The 17,403-nt window shown below is 68.9% G+C and carries 15 protein-coding genes; 9 read left to right on the top strand and 6 right to left on the bottom strand.

Annotated elements, in window-relative coordinates:
* Positions 1-40: 40 nt before the first annotated feature.
* From drmD to FOF52_RS21820, 3 genes are all read right to left on the bottom strand, one after another.
* Positions 41-3,181 carry a DISARM system SNF2-like helicase DrmD gene (gene drmD / locus FOF52_RS21830; RefSeq protein ID WP_248591764.1) on the bottom strand — a complete coding sequence of 1,047 codons (3,141 nt, stop codon included), beginning with the start codon at positions 3,179-3,181 and terminating at the stop codon, positions 41-43.
* Between the two features lie 151 nt (positions 3,182-3,332).
* Positions 3,333-3,578 (bottom strand): DUF397 domain-containing protein, encoded by a 246-nt coding sequence (locus FOF52_RS21825; RefSeq protein WP_341849703.1) that lies wholly within the window; start codon positions 3,576-3,578, stop codon positions 3,333-3,335.
* A gap of 5 nt (positions 3,579-3,583) precedes the next feature.
* Positions 3,584-4,438 carry a helix-turn-helix domain-containing protein gene (locus FOF52_RS21820; RefSeq protein WP_248591762.1) on the bottom strand — a complete coding sequence of 285 codons (855 nt, stop codon included), beginning with the start codon at positions 4,436-4,438 and terminating at the stop codon, positions 3,584-3,586.
* A gap of 140 nt (positions 4,439-4,578) precedes the next feature.
* Between FOF52_RS21820 and FOF52_RS21815 the strand changes: the two genes are divergently transcribed.
* From FOF52_RS21815 to FOF52_RS21790, 6 genes are all read left to right on the top strand, one after another.
* A complete protein-coding gene (locus FOF52_RS21815; RefSeq protein WP_248591761.1) occupies positions 4,579-4,950 on the top strand; it encodes a hypothetical protein in 372 nt (123 codons plus the stop codon).
* Positions 4,950-5,453, top strand: a complete 504-nt coding sequence (locus FOF52_RS21810) for an ATP-binding protein (RefSeq protein WP_248591760.1) — start codon at positions 4,950-4,952, stop codon at positions 5,451-5,453. The genes FOF52_RS21815 and FOF52_RS21810 overlap by 1 nt, the downstream gene beginning before the upstream one ends.
* A 928-nt stretch (positions 5,454-6,381) precedes the next feature.
* Complete coding sequence (locus tag FOF52_RS21805) at positions 6,382-7,299, top strand: hypothetical protein (protein ID WP_248591759.1); 918 nt, start codon at positions 6,382-6,384, stop codon at positions 7,297-7,299.
* A gap of 197 nt (positions 7,300-7,496) precedes the next feature.
* Positions 7,497-8,861, top strand: a complete 1,365-nt coding sequence (locus FOF52_RS21800; RefSeq protein ID WP_248591758.1) for a hypothetical protein — start codon at positions 7,497-7,499, stop codon at positions 8,859-8,861.
* Positions 8,858-9,436, top strand: a complete 579-nt coding sequence (locus FOF52_RS21795) for a hypothetical protein (RefSeq protein WP_248591757.1) — start codon at positions 8,858-8,860, stop codon at positions 9,434-9,436. Before FOF52_RS21800 ends, FOF52_RS21795 begins: the two co-directional genes overlap by 4 nt.
* Positions 9,433-11,373, top strand: coding sequence for an AAA family ATPase (locus tag FOF52_RS21790; RefSeq protein ID WP_248591756.1), 1,941 nt, complete (start codon positions 9,433-9,435; stop codon positions 11,371-11,373). The genes FOF52_RS21795 and FOF52_RS21790 overlap by 4 nt, the downstream gene beginning before the upstream one ends.
* Here FOF52_RS21790 and FOF52_RS21785 read toward each other — a convergent pair.
* Genes FOF52_RS21785 through FOF52_RS21775 form a run of 3 tightly spaced genes read right to left on the bottom strand, consistent with a single transcriptional unit; the run spans position 11,325 to position 12,405 of the window.
* Positions 11,325-11,828, bottom strand: coding sequence for a DUF6082 family protein (locus FOF52_RS21785; protein ID WP_248591755.1), 504 nt, complete (start codon positions 11,826-11,828; stop codon positions 11,325-11,327). The genes FOF52_RS21790 and FOF52_RS21785 overlap by 49 nt on opposite strands.
* On the bottom strand, positions 11,782-12,222 hold the full coding sequence (locus FOF52_RS21780; protein ID WP_248591754.1) for a DUF6879 family protein: 441 nt from the start codon (positions 12,220-12,222) through the stop codon (positions 11,782-11,784). Before FOF52_RS21780 ends, FOF52_RS21785 begins: the two co-directional genes overlap by 47 nt.
* Positions 12,223-12,405, bottom strand: a complete 183-nt coding sequence (locus tag FOF52_RS21775; RefSeq protein ID WP_248591753.1) for a hypothetical protein — start codon at positions 12,403-12,405, stop codon at positions 12,223-12,225. It lies immediately after the preceding gene.
* A gap of 287 nt (positions 12,406-12,692) precedes the next feature.
* Between FOF52_RS21775 and FOF52_RS21770 the strand changes: the two genes are divergently transcribed.
* The 3 genes from FOF52_RS21770 (at position 12,693) to FOF52_RS21760 (ending at position 17,311) form a co-directional block, all read left to right on the top strand.
* The gene (locus tag FOF52_RS21770; RefSeq protein WP_248591752.1) at positions 12,693-14,795 is read left to right on the top strand and encodes an McrB family protein; all 2,103 of its coding nucleotides are present in this window, start codon (positions 12,693-12,695) and stop codon (positions 14,793-14,795) included.
* Complete coding sequence (locus FOF52_RS21765) at positions 14,795-16,036, top strand: McrC family protein (protein ID WP_248591751.1); 1,242 nt, start codon at positions 14,795-14,797, stop codon at positions 16,034-16,036. Before FOF52_RS21770 ends, FOF52_RS21765 begins: the two co-directional genes overlap by 1 nt.
* Positions 16,037-16,600: 564 nt before the next feature.
* Positions 16,601-17,311 carry a YoaK family protein gene (locus FOF52_RS21760; protein ID WP_248591750.1) on the top strand — a complete coding sequence of 237 codons (711 nt, stop codon included), beginning with the start codon at positions 16,601-16,603 and terminating at the stop codon, positions 17,309-17,311.
* The last annotated feature ends 92 nt before the right edge of the window (positions 17,312-17,403 follow it).

Genomic DNA, 17,403 nt, shown 5'->3' with positions numbered 1-17,403 from the left:
GCTCAGCTCGGCTCTCCGTTTGAGCCGAGCTCCGGCCGCATCAGTTCCGCTTGGCCAGTGACGCGGGCACCAGGAAGGTGACGGCCGCCGGGAACCACCGGGGTTCGGGGTCGGCGTAGCGCCGCCGCAGGGCGGCGGTCTCCTGCTCCTTCTGCTCGGGGATGCCCTTCAGTTTAGCGCGTAGCGCCTCACGGTCGCGGTGGAGCTGGTCGCGTTCGGAGTCGGAGAGCTCGAAGAGGCTGGCCTGCTGCCACACGGGTTCGTCGGAGAGTACCTTCCTGATGGAATCGGCCAGTTCGTCGAGCACCTTGCCGATGGCGACGACCTCTTCGTCGCAGCGCCTGGCGATGGTCTTCTTCAAGCTTTCGGCACGCTGCTCGGCCCGCCTCTTCAACGCCCGGTTCAGCGGGTCGGCCAGGCCTGGCCAGAGCGCGATCAGACGCTCCCGCATCGATTCGGGCACCGGCTTGTCGGTGGCCGCTGCCAGCCACTGCTCGACCGTCTCCTCCTTGACGCGGGAGAACCGACCACTTTCGATGAGTCCGCCCGCCACGAGCACCTCCTCGTGGAGGCGGCTGCCCTCCGCCCCGGTGATGACGACACGGCCGTGCGCGACCACGGCGGGCACCCGCAGGAGGTCAGAGTCCACGATCCGGGCGGTGACCCGGGCCAGCCGCTCACCGTCGGACCACAACTCCCGGCGCAGCAGTGTCAGGCACAGGTCCACCAGGCGGTGCTTGAGATGCAGCAGCACCAGGTCGTTGCGGCCCACGACGGCGTCCGGGTCGAAGGTGACCGGCCGCTCCTCGCCGGTGACCGGGTGCATGAGCCCGTCGTTGCGGGCGCTCGCCCAGGCTCCGGCCAGATCGGGCAGGCGGAAGCAGCGCGCCGCCACTCCCTCGGGCGGCTCCACCTCGACCAAGTCCTTGCGGTGCGCCAGCCGCAGCCCGGTACGCACCACCTGTTCCAGGGTCTCGGGGGTCAGGTCGAGGCGTGTCCGGCTGCCGGTGAGTTCGTCGCTGAGCTTCTCCAACCGGCTGCGGATGTCGCGTTCGATGCGCAGCCGTGCTCTGGTCGCCTTCCGGGCGATCTCGGCGTCGGTCTGCGCCCAGTCGGTGCGGCGGCCCAGCATCTTCTGCTCCACCTGGACCGCGATGACGTCCCCGGCGCTGCCGAGGTCCTCGCGGATGCGGTCGACCTTCTCGGCGGCCATCCGCAGGAACCCCAGCTCGTCCTCCAGCGATCCGGTTTCGGCGTTCTCCCAACCGCGCGGGACGAAGTGCAGCACGTCCACCTGGTCCGCGGGCTGGCCGTGCCGGTCGATGCGGCCGTTGCGCTGCTCCAGGCGGTTGGGGTTCCACGGGATCTCCCAGTGCAGCAGCCGGTGGCAGCGCCGCTGGAGGTTGATGCCCTCGCTGGCCGCGTCGGTGGCGACGAGGATGCGCAGGTCGTCGAGTTCCGGGTCGTCGGTGAAGACGTTCTTGATCCGTTCGCGCTCCTCGACGTCCTGCCCGCCGTAGAGCAGCGCGATCCGCCGCCCGCCCGGTCCGCCGTACCCTGCGGCCAGGAGCTGTTCGTGCAGCCACCGCTGGGTGTCGCGGTACTCGGTGAAGACGATGACCCGTTCGGTGGTCCACTCCGCGTCTGTTCCCGGCCGCCCGTCCGCGAACAGGACGGGGTCGAGCCAGCGGCGCAGCGCGGCGAATTTCGCGTCGGGGCCGTTCTTGGCCTCAGCCGCCCAGTCCCTGAGCCGGTACAGTAGGCGCCGCTCGTGGTCGCTGAGCGGCGGGGCGCCGCGCCGAGCCGTGCGCAGCGCCTCGGCCTCGGCCTGCCGGTACTCCTCATCGTGTTCGGCGGTGGCCTCCAACTGCTCCGCCATGGGCACCAGAATCCGCTGCACGGTCGGCGCGGGCAACGGTTCACCGTCGTCCCTGGCCGTCATGGTGTCCAGATGGGTGGTGACGGTCTCGAAGAACGCCTTGGGTGAGGAGAACAGGCGCTTCTTCAGCAGGGTGGTGACGAAGTCGGCGGCGTGCCGCCCGCCCGGTCCACCGCGCCGGCGGCGGCTCTCGGCGTACTCGTTGAGCAGCGCCAGCGCCTCGCGTTCGGCTTCGCTGTGGTCCACCTCCAGGTAGGCGGGCTTACGTTCGGGGAACCGGCTGCTGCCGTCCCAGCGGGGCGGCAGGTCCCGTTTGAGGCGGCGGACCATGGCGCGGGCGAGTTGCTCGCGGGTGGGTTCCACACCCCGCGCGAACCGCTGGTCGTCCAGCAGTTCCAGCAGCGCGGTGAAGGACTCCCTGTAGCCGTTGTGCGGGGTCGCCGACAGGAACAGCCGGTGCTCGCAGTGCGGGGCAAGCTCCCGGATGGCGAGGGTGCGCAGCGAGTCCACCGCGTACCTGCCCCGCCCCGAGGGGGCGCAGGTGTGCACCTCGTCCACCACGAGCAGGTCGAAGGCCCGCGGATAGCCGGGTGTTTCGGGCAGGAACTCGCGGAGCATGCGGCGCGGGCGCTCCCGCTTCAACCAGTCGATGCTGACGATGAGCCGCGGGTAGTGGGTCCACGGGTTGGCGTAGAGCCCACGCTCCCGACGCAGCCGCTTGACCAGGGCCGTGTCGACCACGCGGAAGTCCAGCCCGAACTTGTCGCGCATCTCGTCGCGCCACTGGGTGGTGAGCCCGGCCGGGCAGACGATGAGCATGGTGCGGGCGCGGTGCCGCAGGCTCAGCTCCTGCATGACCAGGCCTGCCTCGATGGTCTTGCCCAGACCGACGTCGTCGGCGATGAGCAGGTTGGTGCGGGGCATGGACAGCGCCCGCACCACCGGTTCGAGCTGGTACTCCTCGATCTCGATACCGGAGCGGAACGGCGCCTGGAGAGCGGTGGTGTCGGCAGAAGCGATGGCCCCCCACCGCACCGCGTGCAGGAAGGCATCCAACTCGGCGGGTTCGTCGAAGCCGCGCGCCGGATCGGGCAGCGTTGTGGTCTCGTGGATCCGGGTGCCCGGCTCCAGTTCCCACAGCACCTCGATGCGATCGTCGGCCGCGTCGTCCTCGATGCTGATCAGGGAGACGACGTGCTGGGCCTTGGTCGTAGCCTTGGTCGCGTCGCTGGACGCGATGGACCCGACCCGCACCTCGGACACCACCCAGGTGCGGTTGCGGACTGTGACGAGCTTCCCCACCTCAAGGTCTGTCGTGGTGGACGGCTCTTCTGGAACGCTGTGGGCAGGGGCGGCTACGGTCATGGAAGCCTCGTCATACGGGGGATGGGGTGGGGAGTTCCGTCTCCTGTCTTATCAAGAGGATCCGCCGGAAAGCGACCGTTCGCCCAATTCAGAGCTGACCGGCACGCACGGAGCGGACAAACGCCTCCCACTCGGTGGAAGGGAAGGCCAGCACGGCGGCGTCGGGGTGCTTGGAGTCACGGAGGGCGGTGGTGCCGGGAAGGTTGGCGACTTCGACACAGTTGTTGTTGACACCGCTGTGACTACTCCTGCGCCAGTGCGGGAGAGAGACTTCGACACAGTTTTCATTGACTCCGCTGTAGCTGCTCTTCCGCCATGCCTGCTGCTTGGACACTCGACTCACTCTTCCAGGGCTTGGATGACGTCGTTGATGAACGCCAGCGATCGGGCTGGACTTAACGCCGATCCCTGTGCTCCGGCGAAGATGGTGTTGAGTTGCGCAAGCTCGTGATCTCCCTCGACGTAGAGGCTGGAAGTCGGTGTCTCGACGTGACCGATGCTCGCGTCCATCGGGTCAGGGAACTCCATGATGACAAAGCTCCCTACGGTCGCGGGATGCGCACCCTCCTCGAAGGGCAGCACGGAGATGTTGATGTTGTGCCGTGCTGCCATATGGGTGAGGTGCCGCAACTGTTGGACCATGACTCCGCGCGAACCAACCACACGCCGCAAGGCCGCTTCGTCGACGATCACCCAGTACTCAGGCGGGTCCACTCGATTGAGGATCTCCTGACGCTTCATCCGGCCTTCAAGACGCTTCGCGATCTCCTCATCGGAGCGGACCAGGTTGGCTCGGAAGATCGCCTCAGCGTAAGCCGGTGTCTGCAAGAGGCCGGGGATCACCTGACACTCGTAGGTCTTGATGACCGATGCTTCTGCCTCAAAGTCCGGCAACCCGCTGGGCAGTAGATCCCGGTACTTCGACCACCAGCCTCGTTGGTTGCCGAGTCGCGCGCACTCGTGCAGAGAGGCACGCATCTCCGGGTCATCCACCTTGTAGTAGTTGAGGAGCGCGTCCAAGTCTTCGGGCGTCACCTTCTTCCGCTCGCCGGTCTCGATCTTGGACACCTTGGTCTGTTGCCAGCCGAGCTTCTTAGCCACCACAGCGGTGGTCTCTCCCCTGGCCTCCCGGTACTTGCGCAACTGGGCGTTGAGCCGCCGTCGCCGGACGCTCGGGCTGTAGGTGGGCTGCATGCGCGGCATTCTAACTGTCCTCAGATTTTAGGTTAAACCTGATCTGCCTCTTGACTGTAAGGTTAAACCTAGTCAATATCGAAGCTGTCAGACGTTCCCCACCCTCTCAAGCAGAGGAAGGTTATGTAGGAGGTTTCACCATGTCCGTAACCAACCCCCCGCCCACCAGGCCCCCAACTCCGCAGGTCAACGCCCTCCAGGCCAACCCCCGTGCCGAGCTCCTCACCCGGCTCGCTGAGGCGGTCCGGTCCCTCGGGGGAACCGCCCTCGTCGCGCTGTCCGCCACCGCGCACCCGGTGCTCTACGTCCGCGCGTCCACCCGGCTGGTGCCGGTCGTGGTGGTGGAGGACGTCTCCGGTCACCGGTGGTTCATCTGGGGCCGTACCGGATCCGCGCACGTGACGAAGGTCGAGGAGGCCGCCGCCGCGCTGTGCGGGCACGACCGGCCGCCGGTCCGCTCCCGTGTCAACCTGGTGGCCGCGCGCCGCGCCCTGCTGCGGGGAGCGGCCTGATGACCGACACCCTCAACCCCCGCGACGGCTCCGAGCCTGGTTCCGGCCGCCTGTGTGTGGTCTCGGAGTTCTGGGAACTGCCCGGCGACCCCGCACTCTGTGCGGATCTGCGCCACCGCGTCCGTGCCAGCCTGGCCGGCTTTCCCCGCGTACTCGACGACGCCGAACTGGTGGCCGCGGAGTTGTTCGCCAACGCCTGCCGCCACTCCCGCAGCGGCGAGGGCGGCAAGGTGTCGGTGAGCCTGTCCGGCCTGCGCACCGGCCTGGTCCTGGTCTCGGTCGCCGACCAAGGCCCCAAACCTGACCCGCGCACCGGCCGCCCCCGCATCCCGCAGGCCCGACCAGCCGATGACCCGCTCACCCCGGACGGTCGGGGACTGCGCCTGGTCGCGGCCCTGGCCACCGACTGGGGCCACTGGCCCACCGAAAACGGCGGCCACACCGTCTGGGCCGTCTTCGAACCCCCCTTGCCCGCCTTCACCCACCTCCCCCACCGCCCCTAACCCCCGCACCCCCTGGTTCCCCACCACCAAGGACCCACCACCCCCGATGATCTTGACACCGTGGGGGCCATATCCGCCCGTTATCGCCCACTCACGTCAACATCAACACCCACCCCAGGGGGCGAGCCTCCACGCAGCCGCACCGCGTCAGCCGTCCGCGCCGCTCGCCCCACCCACCCTCGGGCACCTCGCACCCCGGGCCTTCCCACACCCCCTGGAGACGCCCGCCTTCCCAACCCCTCCCCCACCCCAGACCAGGTCAAGGCTGCCGGGCCTCCCGGCCGAAGACCACCCGCATCCGTGAAAGCCCACCCATGCCCACACCCGACACCAACCCCGCACCCCACCCGCCTGGAGCACCCAAAGCCGAAAACCCACACGTCTGCTTCGGCCGCGAGGCGCGGCAGCCTTGACCGCCGCTCCGGTACCGGAGGGACTCAACCCCCTCCCACCCAAAAACCCCGCCCTCCACCCCTGGGAGGACTCAACCCCCTACCACCCAGGAAGCCAGCCCTCCACCCCCGGAAGGACTCAACCCCCTACCCCCCAAAAACCCCGCCCCCCTGGGAGGACTCAACCCCCTCCCACCCAAAAACCCCGCCCTCCACCCCTGGGAGGACTCAACCCCCTACCACCCAAAAACCCCGCCCTCCACCCCCGGAAGGACTCAACCCCCTCCCACCCAAAAACCCCGCCCTCCACCCCCGGAAGGACTCAACCCCCTACCACCCAAAAACCCCGCCCTCCACCCCCGGAAGGACTCAACCCCTCACCGCCCAGGAACCCCGCCCCAGGCCCCGGCCTTCCCCCCTCCCCAACACCAGCCGCCTGGAGACGCCCGCCTTCCCAACCCCTCCCGCACCCCAGACCAGGCCAAAGCTGCCGGGCCTCCCGGCCGATGCCCACCCGCAACCGTGACAACCCGTCCATGACCACCCCCGATCTTGACGCCATGCCCAACCTCGACGCCGAACCTGACCCCAGTGCCATGCCCGACACCACACCCGCCGCCCCCGCCCCCGGCCCCTTCGACCCCCGCCACGAACCCCTACGGTTCGGCTACACCCTCACCGAACTCGACGACATCGCCGCAACCGCCGCCGCCACCGTCCACCACCGCAGCCACCTCAACCGCGACATCCGCGTCCAAGCCGCCTGGGAGGCCATCACCACCCACCTCTACGCAACCGACCAGGCCCCCACCCGCCACACCCTGCTCACCCTCGCCTGGACCGCCATCCGCCACGAAGCCCGCGCCGACTGCACCTTCCGCGGCTGGCAGCCCGGCTACCACGCGACCACCCGCCCCGGCTTCGAACGCTACTGGGCCTTGGCCGCCAACCCGCATCCCAACCCCGAGGCGGCCGTGGTGGACCGCCTCGCCCTCGCCCAGATCTGGCCCCGCCTACGCCCCCGCCACCGCCAACTCCTGCTCGCCCTCGCCGCCCACGACGACTACACCCAAGCCGCCCAGGCCGTGGGCCTGAAGTACCACAGCTACCTGTCCGCCCTCTCCCGAGCCCGCCGGGCCTTCCTCGCCCTGTGGCACGAACACGAGACCCCGTCCCGCCCCTGGGGCCACGACGTGCGCGGCAAACAGCCCACCACCCGCACCGTCACCGGCACCGTCCTGCGCCTGCGCCAACGCCGCAAAGCCCAACGCACCACCCCGCCCCAACCCTCCGGCCGCCGCAGAAAAGACATCGGCATCCCCGACACCGAACTCGCCCGCCGCTACCAAGCCGGCGAACCCCTCGCCGCCATCGCCCGCTCCGTCGGCCTCAGCAAAACCACCGTCCACACCCGCATCCAACCCCACCTCACCCGCCCCCACCCCCAGAACTGACCGGCGTTCCCGGGCCTCGACCGAACGCCCGCAGTCCTCGGCTCTGCATCTCTCTTTCCGAACAATTCAGAACACTCCTCCTGTTCTTTTTGTCCGCAAACCCAGAAACAGTCGGCACAGAATCCGCACCCTTCTACCCCTTTCGCCGTTTTCTGGGGATCATGGCCGTGTTCGTCGAAAAGCACCGAGGATGGCCATTGGACAACGCGGTCGAGGAACCCCCAGCCCCCGAACCCGTCGAAGACTCCGGCGCCGAGACCTACAGCCGCTACCGCTGGCAGGCCCGCGCAGCCGTCATCGACGCACTCAGGATGGTGGCCAGGGACGTCGAGGACGAACGAGCAGGGCGAGAACCCCCGGAACGCCGGATCGTCTGCGAACGCTTCGAGGACTGGGTGGTGTTCGACGGCGGCAACCGCGAATTCGTCTCGGCCAAACACCGAGAGCTCAGACGCGGCCCCTGGACTTTCTCCACCGTCGTCGATGACGGGGGCTTGGGGCACCTGTTCCGCACCTGGAACGAATTCGGCTCGGCAGTCCGCTGCCGCCTGGTGAGCAACATGGCCCTCCAGTCCGGAAAAGGCGACGTGCTGCCCGAGGTGTGCCGCCGACTCGGTTCCTCAATCCCGGACTCGGGCGATGGGGAGAAGATCTCCCACGCTGTGCGGAGCGTCGCCCAGCAGCTGATGGCGTTGAAACCAGAGACGACAGGTCTCCCCGAATCGGAGAGAACCCCGGCCCCGGGAAAGCGGAAACCCCGCGAACCCTCCCCCTGGCTGCTGGAGCGGACGCGGACTTTCCTCGGCTGTCTCTCCTTCGACCTGGAGGTTCTCGACCGGCAGCGAATCGCCTCCCTCGGAGCCCACGCCTACGTCAAACCCATGCTCAAACAGCTCGGGCTTCCCGAAGCTGATCCCGAGGCCATCTGGACCGCTGTCTTCGGCCTGGTGGACCCGTGCATGGAAGCGGCAGCAGAGACCGCCTGGGGAGAACTGGAACCCGTTCGCCCGGTCTTCTCCGCCGACCCGCTCTCCGACGAGAAGCGCACCGTCACCTCCCGGCAGGTGAGACAGGCCATCGTCACCGCGGCCTCCCGTCCCCGCGGCTACCGCCCCGTCCCCAGACTGGTCCCCAGGACCGTAGCCGGGGTGAAGATGCTCTGGGGCGGCTGCGGTCGCACTGCGATCGCACAGGCTGAGCGGCACATGGCTGCCTGGCGGCGGGTACGGGACAACGACGTTCCCCACCTTGCCGAGGAGATCGAGGAATACCAGGACGACCTCGCCGACCTGTTCGCTCGGTTGGAGAGCCGGACACGTGCCCACACGGTTCCCGGCGTCCAGTACGGCGCGGCCCTGTGGAGCGAACTACTGGAAACCCCAGACGACCAGCTTCCCGCCCCGCCAGTCGCCCTCAAGCGCAAACACGTCACCGGAGCAGTGGCTGACCTGGCCGACCGCTGCCTCCTGGATTTCGGCGGCGACGACGACGTCGATCCGAAAGCCGAACTCCACTCCGCGTCAGGGGAAAACATCCGCCGCTTGGCAGGAGGCGCCCGGTGAACGCCCGCTCCCGTGAGCACCGCCGAACGGCCGACGCCGCTCGGCGGCTCGCCGGACACGAACTCCGCATCCTGCTCATCGTGGCCGCGGCCGCCGAAACACACCCCGGGGGCATGACCGACGCCCTCACCCGCCTCGCCAAGTTCGACTTCCTCGTCCGCCACCCCGCGTTCGCCGCCGAGGCCCTCGACGGCCTCTCCCCGGACGACCCCCGACTGCACCTCTCCGAAGACGACGCTCCCCGGCGGGAGGACCGGTTCCTGCTCCCGTACCACTACGGCCCCTGGGACGAGCGGTACCTTCCGGTGGTCGGCGCGCTGATCGGCCGCGATCTGCTCACCGCCCGCCCGGTCTCCCTGTCTCAGATCTCTCGGGACCTGGTGCTGCTCCCCACTCCCTCCGGAAGGACCCTCGCCGAAGAAAGCGCCCGCTCCACCGTGTGGCGAGCGGTCGCCGACCGCTGTACGGCAGTCATCGACGCCGCCGGCTCCCTCAGCGCAGAGCAGCTGACCGCACTCATCGCCACTCACCTGCCCTGGTCCGGAACGCACCCCCTCGGAGAGGCGAACCGATGAGCACCCGATTCCGCGTCAACGCCATCGAGATCCACACCGACGCTTCCGACTCCCCCGACATCCGACGCTTCCCCCACCCTCTCACCGTCCTGACCGGCCCCACCGGAACAGGCAAGAGCACCGTCTTCGAACTGCTCCGCTTCGCCCTGGGAATGCGCCACCAAACCACCACGGTCATGAGCCGAGTCAGTTCCGTGACCGTGAATCTCACGGTCGGAAACGATGAGGTGAGTCTGAGCCGCCGTTTCCGTTCCCCGACCGAAGGCGAGAAAACCGTCACTGTCCGCAGAGGACAGCAGACGGACACCTACCCCGTCGAGTCCGAAGACGGCAGCGCGACCATCGGTTCCAAGCTGATGGAGTGGCTAGAGATTCCCACCGACGTGACCGTGCCGCACTCCGACAAGAGGATCCGCATCACCTTCGAGCACGTCTGGTCTTTCCTGCACACTTCCCAGTTCGAGATCGACCGCAGCATCGCACGGCACGATTCCCCCTCGAACGAGACCCGCCGCAGACGCGTCTTCGAGCTTCTCTTCAAGCTGATCAACCCAGAACGGTCCCGCCTGGAAGACCGGATCAAGAAGACGGAGAAAGCTCTGAAGCAGGCGAAGGAGCGGCACGGGGCGACCACTGACGTGATGAGACGGGCCCAGCTCCGCAGCCACGAGAAATTGCAGCACGATCTCGCGCAGAAAGCACGGAGGAAGAGGGAGCTCACCAGGGAACTGGACCAGCTTCGCGCACAGACAGCCGTGACCGACGACCGAGTGATCGCGTTGCGTCGCCTGCTCGCCGATGTCCGCCGCCGCCATCGGCAGGCCCGCGAGGCACTGGAGGCCCTGCAACTGGCCCAGGACAACCGTAGAGCTCGCCGGGAGCAGCTCCAGAACGTCATCTATCAGTTGGCCAGGGAGCAGGATGCCGGACACCGCCTCGCCGACATCGAATTCGTCCGCTGCCCCCGGTGCGCACAGCACCTCCCCGAAGAGCGGGCGGACGCAGGCACCTGCCCACTGTGCCTGCAACCGGAACCCGACGACAGCGACTCTCCCCGGAGCCGCGCACACCGCCGAAACTCCGACCACGGCAACAGTTCCCTGTTCTCCGACAACCCCACCGCCCAAATACACCAGTTAGAACAGCAGACATACGAACTCCACACCCTTCTGCAGCAGGGGAAGCAGGAGGAGGAACTACTCGAATCCCACCTTCGAGAACTGGAACTCGAAGCTGCCCGGCTCAGCACCGAGATCGATGATCTGAGCAGAAGCATCACCAACCCCAGGGTCGACGCGCTCGTCCTCACGACGCAGAAGCTGGCCCAGGTGACCGAACAGCTCCGCAACGACGAGGCAGAAATGAAGCTGTGGCAGGAGATCGAGGAGCTGAAGAGAGCCGAACAGGAACAGAAAGAGACCATAGATTCCCTGGAAAGCCGCCTGAAGAGCCTGGAAGAGGAGGACTGGGACTCCGTAGACACGACAGTCCACAAGTTGAGCGAACGGTATGCGGCGCTCTTGGGGGACATCGGCGCTCCCAACGTGGAGCAGGCCTACATCAACACGAAGAACTACCTCCCCTACATCAACGGCAAGAAATTCGACCAGTTCAGCATCGGCGGCAGCGGAATGCGGACGATTTTCATCGTCGCCTACTGGCTGACCCTGCTCGAATTCTCGTTGGAGCACTCCAACCTGAGGTTCCCGGCGTTCCTGCTGCTCGACAGTCCGCAGAAGTCCCTGGGGCCGCACGACCGGCTCAGCCGGAAACTGTACGAGCGCCTGGCCGGGATCACCGACTCCTACGGCGACCGGGTGCAGATCATCGTCCTCGACTCCGAACTCCCCGAAGGATTCGCCGCGCCTCCCGGGTACGAGAGGATCGACTACGACAATCCCGGAATCCGCGGCATCCCCCTGCACCATCCCGAGTGACCGGCAAGGCGGCACAGCGAGACCACGTCATCCCAGATCCGATGATCTTGGTCCTGGGGCCATGTCCGACCGCCGGCTATGCCCCCAGGGCCAAGGCCGTGTCGGTCACTTCCGATGAAGTCCTCGGCCTCGTCGCCGCCGGTCACCGCGATCCGGGCCTGCCGGGCCTTGGCCCAGAAGGCGTACATGTGCGGGCCGGTCATGAGGCGGCGGAGCGCACCGCGTAATTCGTCCAGCTCGATGGTCCTGGTCTCGTAGGCGACCTTCTGAAGATTGAGGACGAGATTGCAGTAGCGGTCCCTGCGGTTCTCCCCCACCCCCGGGTACAAATCGGGCCAGACCTGGAGCAGCTCCTCGTCGTCGATCGCCGTCTTGACCAGGTCGGTGTGGATCTGGCGCAGCGCCACCTCACTGCTGCGCAGCTGGTCCTCCAGGGCGGCGCTCAACGGCGACACCCGGCAGCGGCGTGCCGGGGTCGGCCCGCACCACCTCGGTGGTCTCGCCCATGCGGGCACGAATCCGGTAGGCCGGCAGCTCGTAGCGGAGGTAGTCGGTCAGCGGTTGGCGCAGCACCCGGATGCGCGCGAACTCGATGCCCCGCGACCGCACGTCCGCATACAGCGGCCGGTCGGCCTCGGCCTCCTCCCGCAGCAGCTCCACGGCCCGGTCGTGCTCGCCCTGTTCGTAGGCGCGCTGGGAGGCGCTGTTGACGTTCTCCCGGTAGGACTGCCAGCACTCGACCTTGAGGAACCGCTTCCCCAGCCGCGCCCAGGCGTGGGAGAACGCCGAGGCGAAAGCGTCGAGGTCGAGCCGTTCCCCACGATCCACTGCCCAACCGGGTGGTCGCACCTACTCCTCCGGAATACCGTTCCTGGCCGCCACCAGGGTGTTGCGTGGAATGCGGACGATCCGTTCGTTCGGCGCGCACCTGGCGTCGGGCAGCGGAGCCTCACCGAGTTCCTCGGTCGCGTCCACACCGATGACCGCGAAACCTCCGTCATCGGACTCCCCGCTGTCCGGCGGTCCGCTCACCCCGGTGGTGCCACCGAACTCCTTCGATCGGTGGCTGGTCCCCTGGAACCAGGCTGCGGGGGACCACTCCCGCTGGGCGCGATCGGCGTCAGCGATTTCGACCAGGTGCTGTTCCGGTGAAGCCTACGGGCCGACCGGACCCACGCGAACGTTCCGAATAAAAGACCTTCGTATTCCCCTCCACGGCTGTCCGAAATTCTCCATCGGATGTCGCGGCCGGGAATCTCGGGAAAAATGGCGGGAACCGCATTCCCCCGAGCGTTCCGACAACCGTGTTGGAGTCCCCCATGCTGACACCGAACAAACGGGTGCGGGCCACGATCGCCCGTACCGCACTGGAGATCCTGGCCGGTCTGGACGACGGCGAGAAACTCCACAAGGACACGCTGTGGACCCTCGTCGAGCAGCGCTACACGGACCTTGCCGAGGACTGGGCGGCTCACGTCAGCAAGGGGGAACCCCGTACCAGTCTCGTGTGGGGTTCCTCCGAACTGGCCGCCATCGGCTGGCTGGCCAAGGACGGCTGGGGCAACTGGCAGGCCACCGGCGCGGGGCGGTGGTCGCTGACGGAGTATCCGGACCTGGAGACGTGGTCGGCGGCCGTCGACCAGCGCTACCAGGGCTGGAACAGGAACCGGCCCCGGTTCGAGCAGGCGGAGAAGCTGCTCTCCCTGCTCCCCGAGGGCTCCTGGGTGGCGGCCGACACCCTCGCCGGCCAGCTCGGGGTTTCCGAAGAGCTCCTGGTGCAGCGGTTCTACCGGATGCGTCCCGAAGGCTGGCACCGACTCCTCAATGGTGAGGGGACGATCCCGAAGGAGGCCCGCCTCACCCCGAACGAACGGGCCGAGGCCGAGAAGCTCCTCGTCGAGAGCGGCACCGCGGGGCCGGACGGCCGCGCTCCCTCCCACCAGCGGCTCGACCGCGCCGACCTGGCGCAGTACCTGGACGCCGGCGACACCTCCGACTCCGACGAGGCCAAGCGCCGTGCGTGGCTGGTGCGCGGTTCCAACGTGCAGGGCGAGAACCTGGTGCGCTCCCTGTGGCTGCCGCGGGGCGTGTGCTCCCTGGCGGCCTCCCGGCTGCGGGAGCTGCCCGCCGGAAGCAACCGCGAGGACGTGCAGGCCGCGGTCGCCGAGGACTACGCGCACCTGAGCGCCGCCGAACGCTCCCGGCTGGCCGTGGAGTACCACGCCTTCCTCACCCGCATGCGCGGCGGCGACATCGTGCTCACCAACGACGGCTCCGCCGTCTACATCGGCGTCGTCGACGGTCCCGCGGGCTTCACCGCCAGCAGCGACAACCGCGCCAACCTGCAGCGCGCCGTCTCCTGGCGCAACCCGCACAGCCCGCTCGACTACGCCGACGCGCTGCCCGCCGACGCCGCCAACCGGATAGCCAACCCCGACACGACCGTCGTCGACCTCACCGAGTTCGTCGGCGACCTGGAGAAGCTGCTCGGCGAGGAACCCGAGCAGCCCGTCACCTCGCGGCCGTTCACCCTGCCCGACGCCACCGAGGCGCTGGCCGCAGAACTCCACCTGCCCGCGGAGTGGCTGCAGGAGTGCGTGGAACTGCTGCGCGACCGGCCGCAGCTGGTGTTCTACGGCCCGCCCGGCACCGGCAAGACCTACGTCGCCCAAGCGCTGGCCAAGCACCTGACCGGCGGCAAACCGGAGAACACGCAACTGGTGCAGTTCCACCCCGCCTACTCCTACGAGGACTTCTTCGAGGGCTACCGGCCGCGTCCCGGCGGCGACGGCCAGGCCGGCGGGTTCGAGCTGGTGCCGGGCCCGCTGCGCACCCTCGCCGACGCCGCCCGCAAACACCCCGACGAACCGTTCGTGCTGGTCATCGACGAGATCAACCGCGGCAACCTCGCCAAGGTCTTCGGGGAGCTGTACTTCCTGCTGGAGTACCGCGACCGGTCGGTCAACCTGCTCTACGGCTCCGACGGCGGCCTCGGCTTCACCCTGCCGAAGAACCTCGTCCTGCTCGCCACGATGAACACCGCCGACCGCTCCATCGCGCTCATCGACGCCGCGATGCGCCGCCGGTTCTGGTTCCGGGAACTGCACCCCAGCGCCGAACCGGCCGCCGGGGTCCTGGAGCGCTGGATCGCCGCCCGCGTGTCCGCGGGCCTCCCCGTGCACGGGGACGCGGCCCGGCTGCTGGCCGCCCTCAACGAACGCATCGAGGACCGCGACTTCCGCGTCGGCCCCGCCTACCTGATGCGTGCGGCCGTCCACGAGCACCCGCGCGGCCTGGAGCGGGTGTGGGAGCACCAGCTCCTGCCGCTGCTGGAGGAGCACCACTACGGTGACGACACCGACGTGGCCGGACGGTACGGGCTGGCCGCGCTGCGGAAACAGCTCGCCGGGGACGAGGACTGATGCCTCCGCTGGTCGTCTCGGTCACCGAGAACCGGTCGTGTTCCGGAGTGCGCCTGACCCCCGAACAGTACGAGGTCCTGCACGCGTCGGAACTGGTGTCCTCGGTGCGGAAGCAGCCGGACGGCACCTGGACCGTGACCGTGAAGCAGGGGGTGGCGGGCGCGGCCGTACTCGGCCGGGGAACCGGCGCGGTGGAGCTTCGCATCGAACCGAAGCTGCCGATCAAGCGGCTGCTGTTCCTTGTCGGCTACGCCCGGCGCGGCGTGGACTGGCGGATCGACGAGGTGCCGGTGGACGCCGAACCCGGCCTGCTGCCCGCCCTCGCGCACGTGTTCGGGCGGATGGCCGACCGCGTCCTCGCCGAGGGGGTGCTCATGGGCTACCGGTCGGTCGAGGAGCCGCTACCGGTGGTGCGCGGCCGCATCCGGGTGGCCGAGCAGGTGCGCCGCCGGTTCGGGGTCGCGCCGCCGGTGGAGGTCGGCTACGACGACCACACCCCCGACATTCCGGAGAACCGCATCCTGCTGACCGCCGCCCTCCGCCTGCTGGCCCTGCGGGGGATCGGCGATGCGGCGCGGTCCCTGCTGCGCCGGGTGCTGATCCGGCTGGACGGGGTCACCCCGCTGCCTCCCGGATCGTCCCCGGCCTGGCAGCCCACCCGGTTGAACGCCCGCTACCACTCCGTGCTCAGCCTGGCCCGCCTGGTGCTGGACGGCGAGTCCTGCGAACTGGAGGACGGCACCCGGGTGCGGGTGGAGGGCCTGGTCCTGACCATGTGGCAGGTCTACGAGGACTTCGTGACCCGGGCCGTGGCCGACGTCCTCGAACCGCACGGAGCACGCTGCCTGACCCAGGACACCCGGTTCCACCTCGACCGGGCACGGACGCTGCAACTCAGACCGGACCTCGTGGCCGAACGGAGCGGACCGGACGGAACCGTGCGCCCGTTCGCCGTCCTGGACGCCAAGTACAAGCAGGAGGCTCCCCGCGAGGACCTCTACCAGGTGCTGGCCTACTGCACGGTCCTCGACCTGGCCGAGGGGCACCTCGTCTACGCCGCGGACGCCAAGAATCCCGCGGCCGCCGACACCGTCCGCCGCGTCCACCGCCTGAACACTCCGGGCGGCATCACCGTCTACCAGCACGCCCTGGACCTGGACCGTCCCCCGGAGGAGGTGCTGGCGCAGATCCGGTCCATCGCGACGCGGATGCTCGGCGGCTCCCAGCCCCAACGCCGGTGATCTTTGCTGCTGAAACCACCAGCACCGAATACGGCTCCAGCACCAGATCTGCGGTCCATGCCCGGTGCGCACCCGTGAGGCGTCCTCACCGAAACTCACGTCTCGGACGTGGTGCGGAGCCTCGTTACGTCAGCGTTGACGCCCAGCCGCGCCGGTCGAAGCGCGCTGACCTGTTCGGCGCTCAGACTGGCGCCCCAGAAGGCACGGGATCGCGTGATGCGGCCGGTGGTCGTCTTCCCAGGGCCGGATTCGCACCTCGAAGTGACCCTGTGGCCCCGGTAAGGACCCCTGTGGTCGAAAAGCGGCGGCCTGTAGCGGCCACCTGGGCGGGCGACCCGTCCGTGCCCGGCTGCGGTACCGCGGATCGACGTCGCCGCGGACGAGGAGAGCTACCAGGACGGGCTCTCCTCGGACGGTACGGCGGCAGTTGTCGACGATCCCCGCCTCGACGGCACGCCCAGGGTGTTCGACCTGCGGACGGGAAACGAGGCCGCCGACGGGTCGGGGCCCGCAACGGTTCCCTTCCGGGATTAGCCCGCCCCGCGGCGCGGGCAGTGGCAGCGCATGACCAGTCAGTCTCCTGCGGCCCAGGCCCGGCTTCCCGGACTGCTGCTCGCGCTCACCTTCTCCACCGGAATCGTCGACGCGGTCAGCTTCCTCGGGCTGGACCAGGTCTTCACCGGCAACGTCACCGGCAACGTGCTGCTCCTCGGTATGGCGGCAGCAGGTTCCCCCGGTCTGTCCCCGCTGCGGCCCGCGGTGTCCCTGGTCGCCTTCGCGGCGGGCGCGACCCTGGCCGGGCGGGTGCTGCGGGTCGCGCCCGCCGCCTGGACGCACCGCACCACCGTGCTGTTCGCCCTGGTCGGTGCCATGCTCCTGCTCTGCTCCGGGGTCTGGCTGGGGTGGGGGGAGCGGCAGGGGGTGCTGTCGGCCGTGGTCACGGCGGCGCTCGGCCTGGCCATGGGCGCTCAGGCCGCCACGGCGCGCCGTCTGGCCGTGGCGGACCTGAACACGGTGGTGGTCACCGTGGCGTTCACCGGCCTGGCCGCCGAGTCGCCGCTGGGAGAGCGCACCCACCGGCGGTGGCGGCGCAGGGCGGGCTCCGTCGTACTGCTCGGCGCGGGCGCGGTCACCGGGGCGCTGCTGCTTCGCATCCATCCCGGCCTGGGCCTGCTGCTGTCCGCGACCGTTGTCCTGGCCGTGGCCGCGGCCGGCACCACGCTGGTGCCCCCCGCCCCGGAGGGCCCGGCACCCCACCGCCAGAACCCGCCCTGATCGAGGCGCCGGCAGAAGGGCCTGGGATGCTTCCCGGTCCCCCGCCGCCAAAGGCGGCCCGACCCGAAGCCCGCAGGAAACAAGGCGAGGAA

This window comes from Thermobifida alba (assembly GCF_023208015.1).
Classification (GTDB): domain Bacteria; phylum Actinomycetota; class Actinomycetes; order Streptosporangiales; family Streptosporangiaceae; genus Thermobifida; species Thermobifida alba.
The sequence above is the reverse complement of the archived record's forward strand: the minus strand, read 5'-3'. Positions and strand labels throughout refer to the sequence as shown.

Excerpts from the sequence above, each read along its gene's own strand:
- FOF52_RS21820 (WP_248591762.1), bottom strand. The coding sequence starts at position 4,438 with ATGCAGCCCACCTACAGCCCGAGCGTCCGGCGACGGCGGCTCAACGCC.
- FOF52_RS21815 (WP_248591761.1), top strand. The coding sequence starts at position 4,579 with ATGTCCGTAACCAACCCCCCGCCCACCAGGCCCCCAACTCCGCAGGTC.
- FOF52_RS21810 (WP_248591760.1), top strand. The coding sequence starts at position 4,950 with ATGACCGACACCCTCAACCCCCGCGACGGCTCCGAGCCTGGTTCCGGC.
- FOF52_RS21805 (WP_248591759.1), top strand. The coding sequence starts at position 6,382 with ATGACCACCCCCGATCTTGACGCCATGCCCAACCTCGACGCCGAACCT.
- FOF52_RS21790 (WP_248591756.1), top strand. The coding sequence starts at position 9,433 with ATGAGCACCCGATTCCGCGTCAACGCCATCGAGATCCACACCGACGCT.
- FOF52_RS21770 (WP_248591752.1), top strand. The coding sequence starts at position 12,693 with ATGCTGACACCGAACAAACGGGTGCGGGCCACGATCGCCCGTACCGCA.
- FOF52_RS21765 (WP_248591751.1), top strand. The coding sequence starts at position 14,795 with ATGCCTCCGCTGGTCGTCTCGGTCACCGAGAACCGGTCGTGTTCCGGA.
- FOF52_RS21760 (WP_248591750.1), top strand. The coding sequence starts at position 16,601 with ATGACCAGTCAGTCTCCTGCGGCCCAGGCCCGGCTTCCCGGACTGCTG.